Genomic DNA, 20,494 nt, shown 5'->3' with positions numbered 1-20,494 from the left:
ATGTCAGAAGTTTCTGATCTTCGAGACAGAGGTCGCTATATCGACGAAAGTGGTCAGAAAAGAAGTGGTCGGCTTGGCTAGAGTTGTCATAGGAGAGGCCTTCGAAAAGAGCTGCGTCAGTCATGACCCAATGAAGGGCCGCGACATAGTTCAGAAACGTATAGTCTTTCTTTTCTGCAATTCGAGCATCAAGAAGAATAGCTTCTGTTTCTAGTTGGCGGACCAGCGCAAAGACGCTGATGAAACGATACACGGTGCTGAGAAAATAATAACCGGCTGAGGAATAGTTACCATCTACACTCAACCAGCCTTTGTCATGGTTCGTATAGAGGTTCCAAAGGCGATAGTTCAGGCTATTCGACGTCTGCAGTAGTCGGCCGTGGTATCGACCAATTGTCACCCGGAGAAATTTACGTTGCTCGTACTCGTACTCAACTTTAACCTTGTCGCGCGTTTCGCTGCGCTTGAAGAGATATGAGACTCCCGCGGATATACAGCCCGACACTACTGTTGCCCACAGTATATTTATCGGAGCAGTGAGGATTTGTATCAACTCAGGCATCGGCAGGCTCTTGCACGTTTTGGCTCCACATAAGTTCCAGCATCGTACACGAGGAGAAACCTCGCGGGCAGGACATCAACCAAGCTGGAATCGCCTCTAGGCTCGTAAAGGAATCGACTAGACGTAAGCAAACCGTTCGTGCTGAGGTATCGAAGCATGAACGGCAAGCTAGCTAAGATGCCATGGCAGCGGGTTTCGCACTCCCCACGCCAGCCGCTGAATTTCTTTCCAATCATTTCGTAGAAGCGCTTCCTTTTTCTTGCGACTCCAGCCTTTGATCTGACGCTCTGCGGCAAGGGCTTCCTCGCGAGTTGCGAACTCCTGCGACCAAACCAATGCAACCGGCCGTCGATTGGTCGTGTAGCAAGTGGGTGCGCCAGTGCCGTGCTCGGACATTCGTTTTTCGAGGTTGTCGGTGTGGCCGGCGTAGTATGAATCGTCGGCGCATTTGAGCATGTAGGTCCAAAAGCTCATTGATCGATTCCTCTCTTATCCGTTCACCCTTCGATACCTCAGGGCGAACGGATTGGAGTTTTTGTTTGTGCTTCGATGCGTCAGCACGAACGGCGGTGGGTCAAATCTTGGAACTCAACTCCCGAATCTCCCGATTCAAAATCCGGTCATTGTCCGAGTAGTCGATCGGCACATCGATCAGGTGCACGCCCGATGTGTCGAGGCATTTCTTTAGCGTCGGTGCGAATTCGTCGGCGGAGTTCGGACGATGACCGTGCGCGCCGTAGCTTTGCGCGTAGGCGACGAAGTCGGGGTTGCCCATGTCCATGCCGAAGTTGGCGAAGTGCATGTGCGCCTGTTTCCACTTGATCATGCCGTAGGCGTTGTCGCGCAGCAGCAGCACGGTGAGGTCGAGTTTGAGGCGCACGGCGGTTTCGAGTTCCTGCGAATTCATCATGAAGCCGCCGTCTCCGGCCACGGCCACGACCTTGCGCTCCGGATGCACGATCTTCGCGGCGATCGCCGAGGGCAGGCCGGCACCCATCGTCGCGAGCGCGTTGTCGAGCAACAGGGTGTTGGGCTGGCGGCAGCGGTAGTTGCGCGCGAACCAGATCTTGTACATGCCGTTGTCGAGGCAGGCGATGCCGTTGTCGGGCATCACCGCGCGCACGTCGGCAACAAGGCGCTGCGGATAGATTGGCCAGCGCGCATCGTCAATGCCGATCGCCAGGTGCGCGTCCAGGTGCTTGCGCACGGTGTCGAAATAGCTGAAATCCCAGTGCGTCTGCTTGTCCACCGCCTGGCACAGGCGCCAGATCGTGTTGCCGATATCGCCGACGACTTCGACCTGCGGGAAGTAGACCGTGTCGACTTCGGCGCCGAGATAGTTCACGTGGATGACGGTGCGCCTGCCGCGGCGCATGAAAAACGGCGGTTTTTCGATGACGTCGTGGCCGACATTGATGATGCAGTCGGCCTGTTCGATCGCGCGATGCACGAAATCGCCGTCGGACAGCGTGGCATTGCCGAGCCATAGCGGATGCGTTTCGTCGATGACGCCCTTGCCCATCTGCGTGGTAAAAAACGGAATGCCGGTACGGTCGACGAAATCGCGCAGCATGCGGCTGCTGGTCTTGCGATTCGCGGCCGCGCCGATCATCAGCAGCGGGCACTTGGCCGCGATGATCGCTTCGGCGGCGTGCAGGATCGCCTTGCCGTCGGCGATCGGGCGACGATGGTAGCTGTCCGGAATCAGGATCGCCTCGGTCTCGTCGCGGGCGATGTCTTCGGGCAGTTCGAGGTGCGTCGCACCGGGCCGCTCCTCGACGGCGCGGCGGAATGCCTCGCGCACGCGCGCGGGGATGTTGTCGGCGGCGACGATCTGGCGCGTGAATTTGGTCAGCGGCTTCATCATGTCGACGATGTCGACGATCTGGAAATGCCCTTGTTTGGACGCCTTGACCGGCTTCTGCCCGGTGATCATCAGCATCGGCATGCCGCCGAGTTGCGCGTATGCCGCGGCGGTGACGAGGTTGGTCGCGCCGGGGCCAAGCGTGGACAGACATACGCCGACCTTGCCGGTCAGCCGACCGTAGGTCGCGGCCATGAAGCCGGCGGCCTGTTCGTGGCGCGTGAGGATCAGCTTGATCGACGAGTTGCGCAGCGATTCGAGCAGGTCGAGATTTTCCTCGCCGGGAATGCCGAATACGTATTGCACGTTTTCGGCTTCCATGGCTTTCACGAACAGCTCGGAGGCTTTCATGACGATCTCCCGCGCGAGGATGATCGATTGTCGGCGCGGTGCGCGACCGCGTCAATTGCTACGGGCGCATGTTTCGGCTGAAAATCAGCAACGGGCCTTTCACTCAGTCGTCGCGGCGCAACGGCACGCTGCCGTCGGCAAAACTCACATCGAAGCGCTCGACCGTGCGCGCTTGCTCGGCGGTGCGGACGACGTAGCCACCGTCGCGTTCGAGTACGATCGCGTAGCCGCGCTGCAGGGTGGCGAGCGGACTGACCGCATTGAGTGTGCGCGCGAGTTCGCTCAGGCGCAGGGTGCTGGATTGCAGATGACGCACGGTTGTTGCGTGCAGTCGACGCCGCAGCGCCTGAAGTTGTTCGCGGTTCTGTCCAAGGCGAATGCGTGGATGCTGCGATTGCAGGCGCGCATGCAATTGTGCGAGACGCTCGCCGCCGAGACGCAGACGCGCGCGCGGGTGCTGTGCGCGCAATCTTGTGTAGGCCTGATCGACGCGTTGCGCCGCGCCTTGCAGGCGCCGCCGTAGCAGTTGTTCGAGCTGTGTACGCTCGCGCCGCAGACGGCGCAGGGTTTCGCCCGCATCGGGCACGAGCAATTCGGCGGCGGCCGACGGCGTCGGCGCACGCAGGTCGGCGGCGAAGTCGGCGATCGTGAAATCGACTTCGTGACCGATCGCGCTGACCACGGGAATCGCGCTGGCGCGGATCGCGCGCGCGACGGCCTCGTCGTTGAACGCCCACAGGTCTTCCAGCGAACCGCCTCCGCGCGTGAGCAACAGCACATCATGGCGCTTTGCTTTCGACGCGGCGTTCAACATGGCGACGATCGCCGGCGGCGCTTCCTTGCCCTGCACTGGCACGGGCAGGATCTCGACTTCGACCAGCGGGAAGCGTCGCGCGATCACGCTGAGCACATCGCGGATTGCCGCGCCCGTGGGCGAGGTGATCACGCCGATGCGCCGCGGAAGTTTCGGAATCGGCTGCTTGCGCGCGGCATCGAACAGGCCTTCCGCGGCGAGTTTCGCCTTGAGCTGTTCGAACGCGCGCAGCAATGCGCCTTCGCCGGCTTCTTCGAGGTGTTCGACGATCAGCTGGAATTCGCCGCGCGCCTCGTACAGGCTCACGCGTGCGCGCGCCAGCACGCGCTGGCCATCGGCTGGTTTGAAGCGCAGATACGCACTGCGCGTCTTGAACATCGCGCAGCGCACCTGCGCTTGCGCGTCCTTGAGACTGAAATACAGATGTCCGGAGGCCGGCCGCGAAAAATTGGAAATTTCGCCCTCGACCCAGATCAGCGGAAACGTGTCCTCGAGCAGATCGCGCGCGAGGCGCACAAGCATGCTCGGAGAAAAAATTTCACGTTCGGATTCGGATGTGCCGGTGCTTTCCATCATGTCGATTTGCGCAGACAAGAGATTTGTCATTCCCACAAGCTATTAGCGGAAATGACGAGCCAGAAGAAGTTCGAGGCTTGAGGTTACCCTGCGGGTGGCTTTGCGCCAAGCGCGGCGCGCTCACGGCGCAGCCGCCGGTAGCGCAGCAGCAGACTCGCGCCGACCCAGAGCGCGAGTGCGGCGAGCGGCCAGGCGATGATCTGCGGCCAGATCGCTGCAAAGGTGGCCAACACGACCAGCGCCAGGGCCACGGGTGGCAACAAGCCGGCGTCCGTGCTGCCGAGCACGCGCCGGTTGCCGAGTACGGCGCCGAATGTGTTGACCAGCCGCAACGTGCCCGCTGCGGCGCGGCTTGTGCTGCCGCTGCCGCGACGCGTGCGGCGAACCGCCGGCCCGCTGCGCGCGACACGCCGTTTTTCGGAGAGAACGATCTCGGTTGCGTTGAGCAGATCGGTTTCGTATTGAGCCGCCATGCGCTGCGCGAATGCGGCATCCTCGATCGCGACGTCGATTTCGCAATTGGTCAGCCAACTGGCGATATTGAGGTTGCTCGAGCCGACTCGCGCCCAGCGCGCGTCCGCGACCGCGGTTTTCGCGTGCAGCATCGTGCCGTTCCATTCGTATACTTTTACCCCGGCTTCGAGCAGGGGGCGATAGCCGGCATGCGACAGGCGCGCGACCAGTTTGAGATTGCTTGTGCCAGGCACCAGCAGACGCACGTCGACGCCGTCGCGCGCGGCTGCGCACAGGGCCTGCACATAGGGCGCGAAGCCGACAAAATACGCGTCGGTCAGCCACAGCGTCTTGCGCGCCATCGCGGCGATGAACAGATCCGTGCGGTAGAGGCTTGCGCGATTCGGCGTCGTCGCGATCACGCGCAGGCCGATATCGCCCGCGTGTGCGGGCTCGCGCGCCAGCGTGTCGGCTTCGAGAGGCGCGCCGAGCTGCGCCCAGGTATCGGCGAATGCGTGCGCAATATCGGCGCAGGCAGGTCCGCGAATCCCAACGCCGGTATCGCGCCACGGTTCAATGCCGTTCTGCGGATCGCCCAGCCACTTCTGCGCAACGCAGATGCCGGAGACGAAACTCGCGTCGCCGTCGACGACCAGAAGCTTGCGATGATCGCGGCTCAGCCAGCCGAACGGGTTGTCGAAGCGCAGCGGATTGTAGGCGCGCACCTCGCCACCCGCCGCGCGCAACGGCTGCCAGAAGCGTGCCTTCGAGTTGCCCAGACAGCCCAGCCAGTCGTGGGTCACGCAGACGCGCACGCCGGCGGTCGCGCGCTCGACCAGAGCATCGAGAAATTCGCGGCCGACCGCATCGTCGGCGACGATATAATTTTCCAGCAAGATGCTTTTGCGCGCGGCGTGGATTGCCGTCAGCCACGCATCGAAGTTGGCGCGTGCGTCGATCAATAGCTCGACCGCATTACCCTCGCTCAGCGCGGCGCCGGTGGCACGGTCGAGCGCGTGGCTGGTAAGGCTTTGGGCGGAGACGGAGTAGGGCGCGGGAGATTCGGGAAGTGCGGACATGCGCAGCTTTCAGCCGGTCCGCCGCGTGCCAATGGCGTCGTTGCCCAATGCACGCAGATACTGCCGGTCGAACGCGGCGAGCTGGCTTTCCAGTTCGGAGTAGGGCCCCGGCTCCCACGCACGCGAAGTCACACCACGATGCGCGTTCGCGCACAACTCCCAGTCCTGGCGGTTGGTCAAGTCCCAGAACTCGATCGCCGGGCGCGGATCGAAACCGGGCGCGGCGATCGCATCGGGATGGAAATACCATTCGCAGACGACGCGCGTGCGGTCGCGCGACAACGGCTGCGCGCGGTGCATCATCACGTAGTCCGGATGGAACGACAGGAATCCGCTCGGCGACAGACTGTAATAGTATACACGAGCGCGCTGTTCTTCGCTCAGCGCGGCGAACGGCGCGGCGCAGCGCTCGCCGCCGGTCGTCATGCTGCCTTGCGGATTGGCCATCCACATCGGCCCGCCGAGCACGGGGCCTTCGTCGAGGTCGTTCTCCGAGTTGCGGAACGGCGTCAGCTTGTTCAGATGCGGGTGTGCGAGCGGGCAGTGATAGCACTCGCTGAAATTGTGGAAAATCAGTTTCCAGTTCGCGTCGACTTCGTAGACATTGCGTTGCACGGCGCGCAGTTCCGCAGTCGGCCATGCCCGAAAGCGGCCGGCGAGGCCAGGCATCGCCTCGGCGAGCGGCGCCGGCTGCTGCGCGAGATTGACGAACAGGAAGCCCTCCCAGTTGGTCAGCGCCACGCGGTGCAGCGGATGTTCCGCGACGTCGAAGCCAGCCACCTCGCTCATCGTCGGCACGGCGCGCAGCGCGCCGTCGAGTCCGTAGGTCCAAGCGTGATACGAGCACTGAATCGTCGCACCGAGTGTGCCGGATGCCTGCCGACACAGTTTGCTGCCGCGGTGCCGGCAATGATTGTGGAACGCGCGAATCTCGCCCGCGCTGTCGCGCAAGACGATCACGCTTTCGCGTTCGATCTCGAACAGGAAGTAGCTGCCGGGTTGTTCGAGTTGCGATACGTGTCCGGCGAGCAGCCAGGAGCGGAAAAAAATCCGCTCGTGTTCGGCCTTGAAGATGTCGTCCGAGACGAAGTACTCGCGGCCGAGCGTATGCTGACCGAATGCGCTGCGTGTTTTCATGACGCAATCTCGCGGTTCGCGGCCTGCCGTGTCAAGAGTCGCGTGGCGCTGACCCGAACCGTTGGGCGAAGAAGGCGATGATCCCGCCGAACAGCAGCATGGCCAGCATGTTCATGGCGAACGTCGATACCGTGAAATGCGGCGACGATCCCACGCGTGAAAGCGGCATCACCACATAGTTCATGACGAAAAATACCACGACACCATAGGCAAGTCCGGCCGCGATCCAGCGCCGGCGCAGGATCGGCAGGCGCGTGGCCGCGAACACGAAGATGGCCGCGATGACGAGCGACATCGCCCATTGCAGGAGCATGCCCAGCGCCGCGCTGTACGCCCCGCCAGAATACGATGCCTTGCCGAGCGCACCGCGCGCGACAACCTGCAGAATGACGAACGGACTCAGCCAATTGATCAGCGCCGCTGCACCGATGTCCAGCGTGCCGGCGATGAAGCCGCCATAAAGGACCGTAATCAGGTTTTGCCTGGACATGGCTGTCGGTGAAATCTGGATTCGATCGATCGATCGCGATGCGCTGCCCGCCATCGTCAATTTTTCTTTTTGTCTTTTGCGGTCGACGCCGTCTCCGCAGGTTCATCCGGCTTGTAGTCGCCGATGATTCCCTTGACAGGGCAGACGTTGAATACGGGACACTTCCGGCACCCGACGGCAATCGCTACTGGACAGAGAACCATTTTGTCACCTCGTATCGGAAGTTGTATCTGGCATGGGTCGAACGGGCCGCGAGGCGGTTCGTCCGAGAACGCTACCACGCAATGCTACACCCGCAGGGATCGCGTGTTACTTCGCTCCTGTGGCCGACGCAACGCCGACGAGTTTCAGGACGATCCCAGCGTCTGTTTCAATCGGTTTACGGCCTCTGCCGATTCGGCGGCGATGCGACGGCGGATAAACAACCGGTCGAGCAGCGCCGCAAACCAGTTCGGCATTGCATAGACGAACTCGCGCCGAAAGGCCGTGCCTGCAGGAGTCTGCGTCAAGGTGTAGGTAATCGTCCCGCTGCCGCCGGCGGCGACCTTGCCGGCGATCGCCCAGCGCGTCGGCGCCTCGCGTGCGATCACCCGCCAGGTGACCGAGCCGGACCGGCCGGCGACGCGGAAATCCTCGGTCACTTCCTCGCCGACCGCGAGCGAATGATCGGTCGCGCCACGCAAGGCCACCGACGAAGGGTGCCATCGCAGCCAGTGCGCGGGCGTGGTGACGTAGTCGAACACCTCGGCTATGGGTCTGCGGATCGCGGCTTCGGTGATGATGGTGGTCATGGCGGCGACATCGGTAGTTGCCGGGCTTCCATATCCTAGCGTGCGACCATCTGCCTTGCACGGACGGTCGGACCCTTGCCGTGGAGCGCCCGAAGTTGCAGAGCCCGGAATTCTGTGAGACGCTTGACTACTGAACTGTTGTTAAATGGGCCCAACAGTAAGCTTGACTCGGACCAATGCGCTCACGATACATAGATATGGGGATATCGATATGTCACTGTCACGAATGGGTTTGATCAAGATTCTAGGTGGTGTGCTGGTCGTTTCAATGGCTCTGGTTGCAAGTACCGCGTCAGCGGTTCCGCTGTTTCCGCAATGCCCGCCGACCGGGGTCAATACCGGTTGTCAATTCTTGATTACGATTAATCCAGGCGGAAGCCTCAGCGTTGCGCAGGATACGAATGCGCCGAATAATGGCCCCTATGACGGCATTGAAGATACGCTCGTCGGTGTGGTCAATAATTCCGGTGCGCCTGCCAGTTCTTTCACGCTCACCAGCACCGTGGATATTTTTGGCTTTGACCTTGACGGACCCTGCATCGCGCTGGCGCCCTTCGCTACCGGCTGCAGCAGCGATCCCAGCGGATATGGCGGACCGGGTGTGTTTTTCAGCGGTATCAACGGCACATTTACCTCAGGGACGGTTGGCTTCACCCCCGCGCTGGCGAACGGAGCCACGGCGTGGTTTGCCCTTGAAGGCGCACTGACCATAACTCAGATTATCGGACTGCCGCAGGCCGTTTCGGCGCCTGCGCTGTCCGAGTGGGCAATGATTCTGCTCGGCGCTGCTTTTGCGTTGCTCGGCGGATTCATTCTTTCGCGCCGCCGTCGCTCTTAAGTCCGCAGTATTGATCGACTAACCAAGAACCGCATCGTTTGCGATGCGGTTTTCTGCTGGGCGGCTAAAGGCAGGTCAAGGTCGCCGGCGTCAGCCGATGCGTCAGTGTTCCTTCCGCTCCCACGGGCGATTAGACCGACGTCTATCCGGGTTCTTGCGCCGATCTCCCTCGGTCTGGAATCGAATGACTTCGCGACGGTCATCGCCTGAGCGGCGTTGACCGCGACGGCGATCGGCCACGCGCTCGTAATGGCAGCGGCAGGCGGCGCGACTGCAGCCCGGCAATGGAAGAGGCGGCGCGCTTGCCGCTTCGAAAGTCTTGCCGGCTTGATATCGCGCGAGATCGCAAGCGATTGCCATATCGGGCACGTGCAGGGTGGCCATCGTCCGATCGCGTCTGGCAGCGGGAAGCGGAGTATGCCGTTCCGTCATCCGCGGCGGCTCCACGCTGCGCTCGCCGGAGTTGCGCACCCGCAGTATCACGAATATCGCTCCGAGGATCGCTACGATCACGACTATCGACGTCATGTTCTCTCCGGACTCGCGGATCTGCTGTAGCGCGAATGTGTAGCAGAAAAGAGCGCCGCGAGCCAGTGATGGCCCTTTGCCAAGGCGCCAGCGCCAGGCGCCCGAGCCTGCATCAGTTTGGCGACGTCGCTCCGGCTTTTGTATCCCGCGCCGTGTCGGGCGCGCCCGCAACGACCGATGATTTCGCGCTCTTCGCGGCGCCGATCGAATTACTCACCGTCCACGGCGTTCCATCGGCTTGCAAATAAAGCTTCTGCATTTCGTCGAGGTGGAACGGCCGCGACCCGATGCGGCCGAAGACGGCGATCTGGTTGCCGGACTCGTCGACGGCGCGATCGCGTTCGAGACCGCGCGAGAGCGACAGCGCCGCGTTCTTCGTCGGATACCACGCGATCAGTTGCGGTTTCGGATCGGGGCTGAACCCATAAAATTTCGGCTGCGATTCAGGGCTCGTCAGTTGCAGCACCTTGAGACCGTTCCTGCCATCGGCGACATAGGCGAACAATGAAGCATTGGTCGTGCCGACGACGATGTCGCGCGCGTCGTTGATTTTCCCGTCGGCATTGAACATCTGATAGACGAAGGGTTTCTCGGGATTGGTCACATCGACGATCGCGATGCCGTCGGCGCCGTCGGCGACATAGGCATAGGTGCGCGCGACATGCACCTTGTGCGCATCGCGCAGCGCGACGTGGGCGATGTCGCGCGGGGTTTCCGGCCGCGTGATGTCGATGACATGCAGGCCATCCTTGGTCGTGGCGAACAGATAGCGGAACTGCACCTGGGCTGCGCGCGGCTCGGCTACGCCCACAATCGCCAGAAGCCGCGGCTTCAGCGGATCATGCATGTCGAGCGCGACGATGCCGGCGTCGGCCGACACATAAAACGTGTCGCCGGCGATCGCGATATGGCGCGCGCCCTTGAGCACGCCGCCTTCGTTCCAGGTCAGATCGCGCTTGAGGAAATTGTTGCGCGGTTCGCGGTCGTTCAGCGTGGTGATGTCGGTGAGGATCAGGCCTTCTTCCGCATCGGTGATGTAGGCGTAGCGGTAGATCGGATGCATGAGCTGTTCCTGATTCGCGCCCTGCATCAGCTCGCTCTGGTTGCGCGTCGGATCGACCGGCTGCGTTGTCGCCAGCACGACGCAAGTCGCGTTCTTCGAGGCGATATGCGTGTCCTGGCCGAGCGGCGAGAACGGTGCAGTGACGAGTTTTTCGGAGAAACCCTTGTTGCCGACGCTGGCGACGTCGTAAACGCGCATGCCCTTCGCGCCTTCGGCGACGTAGAGATATTCGCCGCGCAACTGGATGCATTGCGCATCGCCGGCCTTGTGCTCGTGCGCGGTCTGCAATTGCTGACCACGATCCTGATGTTGTTTGTACCAATCCGGATAGGCGTACCTATGCAGATAGCTGCCGATCACCGCCTGCGGTTCGTCCCACTCGGTAACCTGCACCGCGCCGACGCCACCGGCTTCGCCGACCCATGCGTGGTAGCCGATAAAGTCGATGAACTTGGTGCCGAACAACAGCAACTGCGCCATGATCGCATTGTTGTCGTTGGCCTTGGCCAGATGGCAGTCCTCGCAGTCCTTGGTCTCGGTCTTGCGCTCGGTGTGCGGGTAGTGCGGCGCGAACGCCTGCGAGGAAAAGCCGGCCGCGGAAATCGGCGGTTGCTGGATGTATATTTTTTCCCTGTTTATGTTCGTGGAGGACAAGACCAGGGCCGAGGACGAACGCACCGGCGCGATCTTGTGATCCTTGATCTCGCCGTGCACGCCGAGCATGAACATGTCGTCGCGCGCGACCTGCGGGTTGTAGGTCGCGAAGTTGCGCGTCTCGCCACCTTCGTATTTGTGCCGCTCGGTCTTCCAGTTCGCCTGGATCGGCAGATGACAGCCGCCGCAACTCGTCGTCCATGAGGTGTGGCAGGTGTAACAGGTCATCTTGTCTTCATTGTGCGCGCGCTGTTCTTTCGGCACGTCGGCGCCCCAATGCTGGGTCGACGGATCCGTGGCCATCGCGTGCGCGCGTGTCGCCTTGGCGTTGTACTTGGGCGACTTCGGATCGGCGGTGTCCTTGACCAGCGACATCGTCCACTCCAGGCCCGGCGTGACCGCCGAGCGCTGTATCAGTTTGCCGTCGATCCATTCGAAACGTTTCTTGCCGTCCGCATTGCGGATCAAGAGGAAATCCTTGCCGTAGGGCGAGGCGGCCGGGCCCGAGGTTTTCAGCGTCGGCAGCTTGTCGACCGTGCCGTGGCAGTCCTGGCATTGGACTTCCACCGCGCCCATGACTTCGGCTTTCATGTATCCGTCGCCGTGCGCATCCTGCGCGAAATGGCAGTCCACGCATTGCATGCCGGCATCGACATGGATCGATTGCAGGTGCACGGCTTTCTTCCATTTGTCCGGATCGTTGTCGGCGACGATCTGCTTGTCCTTGTCGAGCAAGTCGCCTTTGCGATCGCGCGCGTAGACGCCGCGGAAATTCCAGCCGTGGCCGTGGTAGTCGGCGAACTGTGTGTCTTTCAGTTGCGGATTGAGCAGCGATACGTCTTTCAGGAAGTCCACGTCGCCCCACTTGCCGCGGATCGCCGCCTCCTCGGGATTGCGCTCGAGAATCTTGTGCTGCTCCTCATCGGTCGGATATTTCTGCTGTGCAGGCCACATCGACGGCGCGTCGGACTCGTAGTCCCACATGGTGTAGCCGAGCATCGTGTTGATGAACATGTTCGGCTGATGCATGTGGCAGATCATGCACTGGCTGGTCGGAATCTGGCGCGTGAACTCGTGCTTGAGCGGGTGGCCGGATTCGTTCTTCGGTATCGTCGGATCGACCTGCTGCGAAGTGCCGGTGTTGCCGAACTTCGCGTAAATCGCCGAATGATAAGGATCGCGATCATTGGCATAGATCACGTGGCAGGCCGAGCAGCCGGACGAGCGGTAGTCACCCGGATTGTCGTTGGTGCCGGGCATCCAGATGAACGGATCGTTGAGTCGCGTCTTGACGAGGTTCAACACCGGGATGGCTACACGCTGACCGGTGCCGGGACCGCGATTGGATTGCTTCAGATCGGGTCGGCCGGGTTCCTCCAGACGCTGGATCAGACCGGCCTCGTCCGGCAGGCCGATTTCCGGGAATACGGTGCCGATATTGCGCCCGCCGCGCTCGAACACGCGGAAGACGTCGGCGGGCGGCGTCGTTTCCCAGGTTGGCATCGGCTGGAGTTTCGGCAGGATGCCGTGTTTCTGCATGTTCGCATCCGGCTCGATCTGGCTGTCGGTGGTTGCGCCGACGCCATCGTGTGTATAAGCCTCGCCGAGTACCGAATGCTTGTAGGGCAGAATTCCATTGTTGTACGCGGCCGCACCCCAGAACATCGCGGCATTGGCCATCAGGCTCTTCTGATTGGCCTGAATCGCCGGCAGGTGACAAGCGCCGCAGGCCTCGGTCGCGGCGCGCAGGTCGCCCGGATTGATGAAGCGCACGAATTCGGGCGCTTCCTTCAGCCACTGCGTATAGCTGCGCTGCGGGTGCGCGCTGGTCGCCCAGTTCTGCGGATAACGCGGCAACACATGCGCTTTGTCCATGCTCGCGCGGTATTCGCTCGACCAGTCGCGCGCATCGTGGTGATCGTCCGCGGAGTAGGCGTTGCCTGGCGGCGCAACGACGTTCGCATCGCCGCCGTGGCAATCGGTGCAGCCGAGCACGACCGCCTCGTTCGCATGCATGGTCTTGCGATCGGACTTGGTGTGGCAGGACACGCAGCCCGCGGATTTCCGGTGCGCGTCGTCCCAAGTCTGGAACGCGGGCGCAGCGGGCGCTGCGGTGTAGGTGCGCTCGACGGGTTTTTCTTCTTCGCTGGCATTTACCGGATGACAGAGTAGCGATACAAGACACAATGCCGTCATCCCGGCGAAAGCCGGGATCCAGCTCTTGCTCCTGTAAGCGTCAAAAGAAAAAACTGGATTACAAACTGCATCCGCAGTTTGCCCTTCGGGCCATCCGCTGCGCGGATGTTCGCTCCGGCATCCTGCCTTCGCAGTCCAGCTTTCGCTGGAATGACGAGCAGTGATGACCCATTTCGCATTCGTCATGGCTGCGTTCTCAATAGGTCACAATCACGTTGGCCAGCACGGAGTAGTAGACCGAGTGATCCGTGCCGTAAAGGCTCTTGAAACCGGATCCCGGCAACAGTGCCGCGCCTGAAAGGCGCACGACGATGTTCTGCGTGAAGAACGGCCGATAGATCCACGCGACCGAGGCGTCGGTGCCGATGTTGCGACCGATATTGGCCTGCTGACGCAGCGCTTCCAGCGTCGCCGTGTTGTCGAACCACAGCTCGTTGAGATTACCGGATACGCGCGAGGTGGGTGTCAGGTCGAAGTCGGCGCCGAGGCCGATCAGACGCAGGCCAGGATTGTCGAAATTCGACTGGCCCTGTTCCTTGGACGTGCGCAGGTCCGGCAGCATGCCGTTCGGTTGCACGAGGGCCACGCCACCGCCGCCGATCAGCGGAATGCCCTGGCTGATCCAGTAGCTGGTGTCGGCGCCGGCAAAAATCGGATTTTCGAAGATCGCATCGAAGCCGGTGGAGCGGTTGTCGTAGGCGTTCTTGTCGCCACTCGCGTAGGCGCCGGACAGGCGCACGCGAATCCAGTCGAAGTCCATCGACGCTTCGGCGGCGAGGAAGCCGGCACGGATGCTAGTGGATTCTTCCACAAATATACCGTGCGACTGGTGGCCGATGGCGTAGTAGGCCGATGCGGTCAGGTTGACGCGGCCGATGTGGCCGTCGCCGTTGTAACCGAGATAGGTGACGTCATAACTGCGCGGCAGTTGCAGGCCGATCGCCGCGGGCCGCTCGATGAAGCCGTTGGAGTCATAGAAACGGCCGTCGCTGTTGTGGTTGAAGACGACGGTCGCCTGCGAGGTGAAGCCGGTCCACGGGAAATCCTGGCGATACACGTTGCCGAGCAGGATGTCGTCGTGGCGTGGCGACCTGGTGATGTCGTTCAGTCCGGAATTGAGATCTTTTTCCAGGCGGCGGAAATAGGCGAAGTTGTATTGCCAGCGGTTGTTGTCGCGGTCGCCGAACAGACGGATGCCCGGCTCGCTGTCCTGAAACAGGAAGCCGCGAAAATCGGTGGAAAACGGCTGGATGCCGACGCGCAGACTGTCGAAATCGTAGCGCGAATCCAGATCGCGCAAATGCTTGTCGACCCACAGTTCCTGCACGCCGATAAAGCCGTCGTCGCGATCGGTACCGAGGCGCGGATCGATCTGCAGTGCGCGCGCCTCGTCGGTGTTCACGCGGTTGTAGTTGAACGCGAGCGTCGCCTTGTATTCGATCTCGGGCGGTTTGAATGTGGTATCGCCCTTGTAATAGTCCGCGCTGGCGATGAAGTTCTGCACGAAAGCGGACTGACCGATATGGCCGAGCACATCAAGCTCGCCGGCGCGGCCGGTGCCCTGCGGACCGACCGGCGTCGGCACGCTCTGCGCTTTCAGAAAGCTGTCGGAGATAAAGCTCAGAGCGAGAAAATGATCCTTGCCGTCGATCGGCTTGTCGCCCTTGAGCACGTTCTGGTTGTACGGGTCGCTCAGCGGAAACTTGAAGCCGAGGGTCTCCATGATGCGCCAGCGATCCGGCACCGGCAGAAACGCACCGGCCTGATCGACCGGCGCCGGCGCCACGCCGTCGGGATTCTGTATTGTGAATTCCGGCAGCGGCTCGTAGGGATGGCCCGGACGCCGACGCGGAATCTGCGACGTGTAAGGGTCGTAGGTCGGTGCAGGCAGCACGCCGATCAACTCCAGCCAGTCCGTCGCCAATTGAGCGCTCTGTTGCGCTTGAATATTTCCCATTGTGGAAAATGTGGCAATGCCGGCGAGCAGGGCGGCGTGATGGATGCGTTGCTGGCGGGTTGACGAACGCATGTCACTTGCCCTCGCAGACGTTGGCGTCGTTGCTGTCGAGGAATGGTGCCTGCGGACATTCGACGTAGCGCAGATGGCTTCCCTGCGGCGCGAGCTGGTCCGCGCGCATCGCTGCTGGCGCGTTGGCGATCTTGCCGCCCAGCGCGACGCCGGCGTTGTACAGGCCAAGAAAGCTGACCATGTCGTCCTGATCCACACCGTCTCCGGAGACGCCGATGCCGCCGACGAGGACGCTGCCGCGATAGATCGGCACACTGCCGGGGAAGATCTGGATGCCGTTCGGCAGGCGCGGTATACCCGTACAGTTTTGCGCGACGTCGCCGAGCGCGGGTAACGTCGTGCCGTTGAGCGACACGCTGAAATGATTCACCGGCGCAGGCAGCGGCACGTTTTGCAGATAGAACGCCAGATGCAGCGCAAGGCGGTTGTAAACCAGATCCAGCTGTTGGCCGTCCTTGAACGGGCTCCATTGTGCCGGCGGAAAACTGAAAGGTCCGGGCGGATTGCCGTCGACGCCGTCCGGGTAGAACGGTCGCGCCAGATTGCCACCGGCGCGGTCGGTGAACGCAATCGCGCCATCGCCGAGCGCATTAGGCAACCCGAGAAAGCTGCGCACGCGAGTCACGTAATCGCTCAGATGACTGACTGCAACCGTAGTGAGCGAAACAGTTCCAGCGCCGGCGTCCACTGCATCGGAAAGATAATCGGCGGCGGCTATCGTCATGAGTGGCGTCGGCGCTATGGCTGCCGCGAGATCGCCAGCCGCGTAGGCGCCGGAATTGAAGGCGGCGGTGCGCGCCTTCTGCAGCGAAACATCCGTGCCGAACACCGGCGCGTCGCGCGTGCGTGCGATCGCGAGCGCGACGCCGTTGGTGTCGACGATCGAAACGGACACGCGTGCCTGGCTGCCGAGCGGATTGCGAATCTGAGCGCGCGCGCGATTGGCGATCGTGAGCGCCTGTTGCATCAGCGTTTGCACTTCGGCCGTTGTCAGCGCATTGCTACCGTCGGTCCCCGCAATCGGCGGATAGCGGTTGTTGCCGCTGCCGTCGTCGAGCACAAAGGCATCGAGTCCGGGATACAGGCCTGTATCCGGGCGGATGCCGGAGCTTGTCTGCCCGAATGCAGTGCCCGCCAGAATCGCAGTGCCGTCGTGATAACCCGGCACTCGCATCAGCGTGCCGGTCAGTGCGGAATAGGGTGGCGCGCTCGCTGGCGAAACTGCAAGGCCTGCGTATTCCACGTCGGAAAAACGCAGCGTGATGCCGCCGGCGGTGATCGTGTCGGCGCGGCGATCGGTCGGCGCACCGTAGCCATAGGTGCCGGCCATCGCGATGAATTCGTCGATGTTGCGGTCCTTGTCCTCGACATTCGCGTCCAGGCCATAGATGCCGTCGGCGCTCACGCCGATCCCGCCGACCGGGGTTCCACTTTTATACAATGGGAAACCGCCCGGATCGGCAGACAATCCGAGCGGCGACCGGTGCGGCCCCGCGCCGACACCGGCGCTGAAGCGGCGGGAGAGGTCGGAGCAGGGCAGTTGCGAAAACTGCACGCCGAACAGTGGTCCCGCGGGCGTACCCAGGTCGCCCGGATTGAAATGCTCCTGCACGATCTGACTTGCGGTGCGCGTAGTGAACGCATTGCCTTCGGACGACAGATAGGCGCCAGTCACGGCCTTGGCGATCGCAGCAAGCTCGCTGGGTACTTGCAGGTTTTCCAGGCCGCCGCTCACGCCGCGCTGCGAGGTTATGGTTGTCAGCGGCGGCGCACCCGTCATCTTGTAGACGGCGAGCACATTGCCGACACGATCGATTACCGCGATGACTGCGGGCTTGCCCTGCGCTTGCGCTTCGGCGGCCGCTTGCGCGATCACCGTCTGCACATCGGCCTGGGTGAGGAAGGACGAGGCGTTCGCGCACGAACCCGTGCAGCCGGAATCGGGTGTCGTTTGCGGCGGGGGTGGCGAGGTACCCACGGAGCTGCCCGAATTGCTGCCGCCACTGCACGCGCCCAGCGTCAGCGAAGTGGCGAAGAACAACCAGAGCAGTCGTGCATTCCGCATCGCATCTCCCTCCGAACGCGAATCGAATGTAGCCATCCGCACTGTAGCTGTCCGCTGCGGCTGCCTTCCCCGAGATTGATGATAACGCAGCCGCTGCGCGTTGGGTGTGCTGCAATGCCGCGCGGCCCATAACGCACCACGAATACCCTCGCCTGTGCTTGTACCTGCGAAAATCGGCGCCTGGTGGTATCGTTCGGCGTCGCCCGAAGCGTTGCAACGATGACTGAGCCGATCCCGCATGAAGACCATTTGATCTGGATTGATCTGGAAATGACCGGACTCGATACCGATCAGGATTCGATTCTCGAAATAGCTACCGTAATAACCGATAAGTCATTGAATATTATGGCTGATGGCCCCGAGTTTGCCATCGCCCATCCACTTGAGCGGCTGCAAGCAATGGACGAATGGAATCGCCATCAGCACGGCAAGAGCGGACTGTGGCAACGGGTACTCGACTCGACCGTGGACATCGCGACGGCCGAGGCCGCAACGATGGATTTCCTCACGCGCTGGGTCCCGGCTGGCAAGTCGCCGATGTGCGGCAACTCCATCTGTCAGGATCGCCGCTTCCTGCACCGGCTGATGCCGCGCATGGAGCGTTTTTTCCACTATCGAAACCTCGACGTGTCGACGCTCAAGGAGCTCGCGCGGCGCTGGGCGCCGGAGGTGTACAAGGGCTTCAACAAGGAATCCACGCATACCGCGCTGTCGGATGTGCGCGACTCGATCGAGGAATTGCGCTACTACCGCCGTTTCATGGGCGTGCTTGCGGGCGAGGGGTGAAGGGCTGCGGAAGTGTGTGGGCAGGAGCTTCGGGCCAGCCTCCGGCTATCCAAGATCCGCTCCGGATGATTTTGTCGAACCCCCGTGACTTTGGGTTCGTACAGCAACCCATGACGATCAGACACAAAAAATGCGCATAAAAAATGGGGCCAATGGCCCCACTGTGTCTGGCGGAGAGGGTGGGATTCGAACCCACGGTACGTTCACACGTACGCCTGATTTCGAGTCAGGTACAATCGACCACTCTGCCACCTCTCCAGAAGATGCGTCGATCGGTCGATCGAAGGCCGCGCATGATACGGGCGACGCGGGCAAGTTACAACTTTGCCTGACGCCGCAGCGCGAAGGCTGAGTCTCGGGACGGGACGGGTCATCTCACCCTGACCAAGTTCGCTAAACTGCGTGCTCTTGTTTCCTTGAGCACGCGCATGACCGAACTTTCCACCCCCATTTCCATCGGCGAGCTGATCGACAAAATCACGATCCTCGAAATCAAGTCCGCGCAGATCCACGACGCCGCCAAGCTCGCCAACGTGCGTACCGAACTTGACCTGCTCAACAGCACTTGGAACGCGCATCCGGCCTCGCGCATCGATATCGACACCGAGCGCGCGCAGTTGAAAGCGGTGAACGAAGCGTTGTGGGATATCGAGGATCGCATCCGCCTCAAGGAAAAAGCGCAGGCGTTCGATGCGGAATTCATCGAACTGGCGCGTTCGGTCTATTTCCGCAACGACGAGCGCGCGGCGGTGAAGCGTGCGATCAACCTCAAGCTGGGCTCGAAGCTTGTGGAAGAGAAGTCGTATCAGGACTACCGAATCCCCAAACCGGTGCGATGACGATATGAGATTCGGAATGATCCTGCTGTTTCTGGTGGCGGCTCTGGCGACACCGCTGGTATCGGCTGCCGATTTTCGTGAATCGGACCGCGACCATGCGTACACCATGCTGCGTGATGTGCGACTCGAGATCGAGCAGAAGTATTTTGATCCGGCTTTCAAGGGGATCGACATGGCTGCCAACGCCGAAGTTGCCAAGACGCGGATCGCGAAGGCAACGTCGATCGGCGAGGCGTTCGCTGCCATCGCCCAGTTCGTATTGGAATTGGATGACTCGCATACATTCTTTGTTCCGCCCTGGCAGACAACCGTGGTTGACTACGGGTGGAGCATGGAAATGGTCGGTGAGACCTGCTACGTGGTGCGCGTAAAACCGGGAAGCGACGCAGCCCGTCAAGGCGTCACGCGAGGCGACGCGGTAAAAACCGTCAATGGCTATCGTCCGACGCGCGAGAGCTTTTGGCGTCTTGAATATCTGTTCCGGATGCTGCGTCCCCAGCCTGGGCTGCATGTGGAGTTGGCGACCTCCAAGGGCGCCGCGCGCGAACTCGATCTGGCGGCCGAGGTGCGTCAGCGAAAGAGGGTCGTGGCGCTCACCGGTGCGGACAGCAGCTGGGATATCGCGCGCATCAACGATGAGCGGGCCAAGGAATCGCGCGAACAGCAACCTGTGACGGTTGAAGTGGGCAAGCAGGTTCTTTTTGTGCGGTTGCCTACGTTTGCCATTGATGAGAGCGCAATCCGCCAGATTTTGCATCGTGCGCACGGTTACGAGACGCTGATTCTTGACCTGCGCGGCAATCGGGGAGGGCCCGTGGTGGCCTTGCAGGCACTCCTCGGCGGTCTCTCTGCAAAGGACGTAGCCATCGGATCCTTGAAGGAGCGCGGGCACACCACGCCGCTCCTCGCCAAGGGTGTTGGAAAAGATGCATTCGCCGGGCGAGTATTTGTGCTGGTCGATGCCGAGTCCGCCTCGGCTTCTGAACTGTTCGCGCGCACGGTGCAACTGATCGAGCGCGGAACCGTGATCGGGGACCGCACCGCGGGCGCAGTGATGACCGCCCAATACAACCCTCTACTCGTGAGTCACGGCGAGAACGTCATCGTTTATGGCGCCCTGGTAACGACAGCCGATGTAATCATGTCCGACGGCGGGCGCCTCGAAAAGAAAGGGGTTACTCCAGATTTCATTGTTCTGCCGACGGCCGAGGATCTGGCGGCAGGTCGCGACCCCGCCTTGGCGCAAGCCTTCAAGTTTGCAGGACAATCGCTGGATGCCGCGGCGGCAGGCGCACTATTGCCAAAGGAATGAGACAATCGGCCGATACGATCATTCCAGGCCGACGTCCGCTGAATTCGCGCGCACCATGCGTCATTCG

16 protein-coding genes and 1 tRNA gene are annotated in these 20,494 nt (G+C 61.7%); 5 read left to right on the top strand and 12 right to left on the bottom strand.

Features of this window, described 5'->3' with window-relative positions; genetic code table 11:
* From VIE67_RS13720 to VIE67_RS13685, 8 genes are all read right to left on the bottom strand, one after another.
* Positions 1-562: hypothetical protein (locus tag VIE67_RS13720; RefSeq protein WP_332027006.1), on the bottom strand; the 562-nt coding region annotated here is incomplete at its 3' end.
* Positions 563-730: 168 nt separating this feature from the next.
* The gene (locus VIE67_RS13715; protein WP_332027005.1) at positions 731-1,036 is read right to left on the bottom strand and encodes a GIY-YIG nuclease family protein; all 306 of its coding nucleotides are present in this window, start codon (positions 1,034-1,036) and stop codon (positions 731-733) included.
* Between the two features lie 100 nt (positions 1,037-1,136).
* Entirely contained in the window at positions 1,137-2,777 is a 1,641-nt protein-coding gene (locus VIE67_RS13710; RefSeq protein WP_332027004.1) for an acetolactate synthase large subunit, read from the bottom strand.
* Between the two features lie 103 nt (positions 2,778-2,880).
* A complete protein-coding gene (gene xseA / locus VIE67_RS13705; protein WP_414707372.1) occupies positions 2,881-4,164 on the bottom strand; it encodes an exodeoxyribonuclease VII large subunit in 1,284 nt (427 codons plus the stop codon).
* 86 nt (positions 4,165-4,250) lie between these two features.
* The gene (locus tag VIE67_RS13700; RefSeq protein ID WP_332027002.1) at positions 4,251-5,699 is read right to left on the bottom strand and encodes a phospholipase D-like domain-containing protein; all 1,449 of its coding nucleotides are present in this window, start codon (positions 5,697-5,699) and stop codon (positions 4,251-4,253) included.
* A gap of 9 nt (positions 5,700-5,708) precedes the next feature.
* Positions 5,709-6,836, bottom strand: coding sequence for an aromatic ring-hydroxylating oxygenase subunit alpha (locus tag VIE67_RS13695; protein ID WP_332027001.1), 1,128 nt, complete (start codon positions 6,834-6,836; stop codon positions 5,709-5,711).
* Positions 6,837-6,867: 31 nt separating this feature from the next.
* Positions 6,868-7,380, bottom strand: coding sequence for a hypothetical protein (locus tag VIE67_RS13690; protein WP_332027000.1), 513 nt, complete (start codon positions 7,378-7,380; stop codon positions 6,868-6,870).
* 293 nt (positions 7,381-7,673) lie between these two features.
* Complete coding sequence (locus tag VIE67_RS13685; RefSeq protein ID WP_332026999.1) at positions 7,674-8,117, bottom strand: SRPBCC family protein; 444 nt, start codon at positions 8,115-8,117, stop codon at positions 7,674-7,676.
* Positions 8,118-8,343: 226 nt separating this feature from the next.
* On the opposite strand from VIE67_RS13685, the gene VIE67_RS13680 reads away from it, so the two are divergent.
* Together VIE67_RS13680 and VIE67_RS13675 are read left to right on the top strand one after the other, a co-directional pair.
* Positions 8,344-8,955 (top strand): IPTL-CTERM sorting domain-containing protein, encoded by a 612-nt coding sequence (locus VIE67_RS13680; protein ID WP_332026998.1) that lies wholly within the window; start codon positions 8,344-8,346, stop codon positions 8,953-8,955.
* A 417-nt stretch (positions 8,956-9,372) separates the two neighbouring features.
* Positions 9,373-9,513, top strand: a complete 141-nt coding sequence (locus tag VIE67_RS13675; protein WP_332026997.1) for a hypothetical protein — start codon at positions 9,373-9,375, stop codon at positions 9,511-9,513.
* Between the two features lie 82 nt (positions 9,514-9,595).
* On the opposite strand, the gene VIE67_RS13670 is transcribed toward VIE67_RS13675, so the two are convergent.
* The 3 genes from VIE67_RS13670 to VIE67_RS13660 form a co-directional block, all read right to left on the bottom strand.
* A complete protein-coding gene (locus tag VIE67_RS13670) occupies positions 9,596-13,396 on the bottom strand; it encodes a multiheme c-type cytochrome (RefSeq protein ID WP_332026996.1) in 3,801 nt (1,266 codons plus the stop codon).
* Between the two features lie 196 nt (positions 13,397-13,592).
* On the bottom strand, positions 13,593-15,425 hold the full coding sequence (locus tag VIE67_RS13665) for a hypothetical protein (protein ID WP_332026995.1): 1,833 nt from the start codon (positions 15,423-15,425) through the stop codon (positions 13,593-13,595).
* A gap of 1 nt (position 15,426) precedes the next feature.
* A complete protein-coding gene (locus VIE67_RS13660) occupies positions 15,427-17,490 on the bottom strand; it encodes a heme-binding protein (protein ID WP_332026994.1) in 2,064 nt (687 codons plus the stop codon).
* A 219-nt stretch (positions 17,491-17,709) separates the two neighbouring features.
* Between VIE67_RS13660 and orn the strand changes: the two genes are divergently transcribed.
* Positions 17,710-18,276, top strand: coding sequence for an oligoribonuclease (gene orn, locus VIE67_RS13655; RefSeq protein ID WP_332027008.1), 567 nt, complete (start codon positions 17,710-17,712; stop codon positions 18,274-18,276).
* 168 nt (positions 18,277-18,444) lie between these two features.
* Here orn and VIE67_RS13650 read toward each other — a convergent pair.
* Positions 18,445-18,534, bottom strand: a tRNA-Ser gene (locus VIE67_RS13650).
* A 170-nt stretch (positions 18,535-18,704) separates the two neighbouring features.
* Between VIE67_RS13650 and VIE67_RS13645 the strand changes: the two genes are divergently transcribed.
* The gene (locus tag VIE67_RS13645) at positions 18,705-19,115 is read left to right on the top strand and encodes a DUF6165 family protein (protein ID WP_332026993.1); all 411 of its coding nucleotides are present in this window, start codon (positions 18,705-18,707) and stop codon (positions 19,113-19,115) included.
* 16 nt (positions 19,116-19,131) lie between these two features.
* The gene (locus VIE67_RS13640; protein ID WP_332026992.1) at positions 19,132-20,427 is read left to right on the top strand and encodes a S41 family peptidase; all 1,296 of its coding nucleotides are present in this window, start codon (positions 19,132-19,134) and stop codon (positions 20,425-20,427) included.
* Positions 20,428-20,494: the final 67 nt, after the last annotated feature.

It is taken from the genome of Rudaea sp. (assembly GCF_036560865.1).
GTDB lineage: Bacteria > Pseudomonadota > Gammaproteobacteria > Xanthomonadales > Rhodanobacteraceae > Rudaea.
Note: the sequence above shows the minus strand (reverse complement) of the source record. Positions and strands in the feature narration are given on the sequence as shown.

Coding starts and splice junctions, on each gene's coding strand:
- VIE67_RS13715 (WP_332027005.1), bottom strand. CDS start 1,036: ATGAGCTTTTGGACCTACATGCTCAAATGCGCCGACGATTCATACTAC.
- VIE67_RS13710 (WP_332027004.1), bottom strand. CDS start 2,777: ATGAAAGCCTCCGAGCTGTTCGTGAAAGCCATGGAAGCCGAAAACGTG.
- xseA (WP_414707372.1), bottom strand. CDS start 4,164: ATGGAAAGCACCGGCACATCCGAATCCGAACGTGAAATTTTTTCTCCG.
- VIE67_RS13700 (WP_332027002.1), bottom strand. CDS start 5,699: ATGTCCGCACTTCCCGAATCTCCCGCGCCCTACTCCGTCTCCGCCCAA.
- VIE67_RS13695 (WP_332027001.1), bottom strand. CDS start 6,836: ATGAAAACACGCAGCGCATTCGGTCAGCATACGCTCGGCCGCGAGTAC.
- VIE67_RS13690 (WP_332027000.1), bottom strand. CDS start 7,380: ATGGCGGGCAGCGCATCGCGATCGATCGATCGAATCCAGATTTCACCG.
- VIE67_RS13685 (WP_332026999.1), bottom strand. CDS start 8,117: ATGACCACCATCATCACCGAAGCCGCGATCCGCAGACCCATAGCCGAG.
- VIE67_RS13680 (WP_332026998.1), top strand. CDS start 8,344: ATGGGTTTGATCAAGATTCTAGGTGGTGTGCTGGTCGTTTCAATGGCT.
- VIE67_RS13675 (WP_332026997.1), top strand. CDS start 9,373: ATGCCGTTCCGTCATCCGCGGCGGCTCCACGCTGCGCTCGCCGGAGTT.
- VIE67_RS13670 (WP_332026996.1), bottom strand. CDS start 13,396: ATGACGGCATTGTGTCTTGTATCGCTACTCTGTCATCCGGTAAATGCC.
- VIE67_RS13665 (WP_332026995.1), bottom strand. CDS start 15,425: ATGCGTTCGTCAACCCGCCAGCAACGCATCCATCACGCCGCCCTGCTC.
- VIE67_RS13660 (WP_332026994.1), bottom strand. CDS start 17,490: ATGCGGAATGCACGACTGCTCTGGTTGTTCTTCGCCACTTCGCTGACG.
- orn (WP_332027008.1), top strand. CDS start 17,710: ATGACTGAGCCGATCCCGCATGAAGACCATTTGATCTGGATTGATCTG.
- VIE67_RS13645 (WP_332026993.1), top strand. CDS start 18,705: ATGACCGAACTTTCCACCCCCATTTCCATCGGCGAGCTGATCGACAAA.
- VIE67_RS13640 (WP_332026992.1), top strand. CDS start 19,132: ATGATCCTGCTGTTTCTGGTGGCGGCTCTGGCGACACCGCTGGTATCG.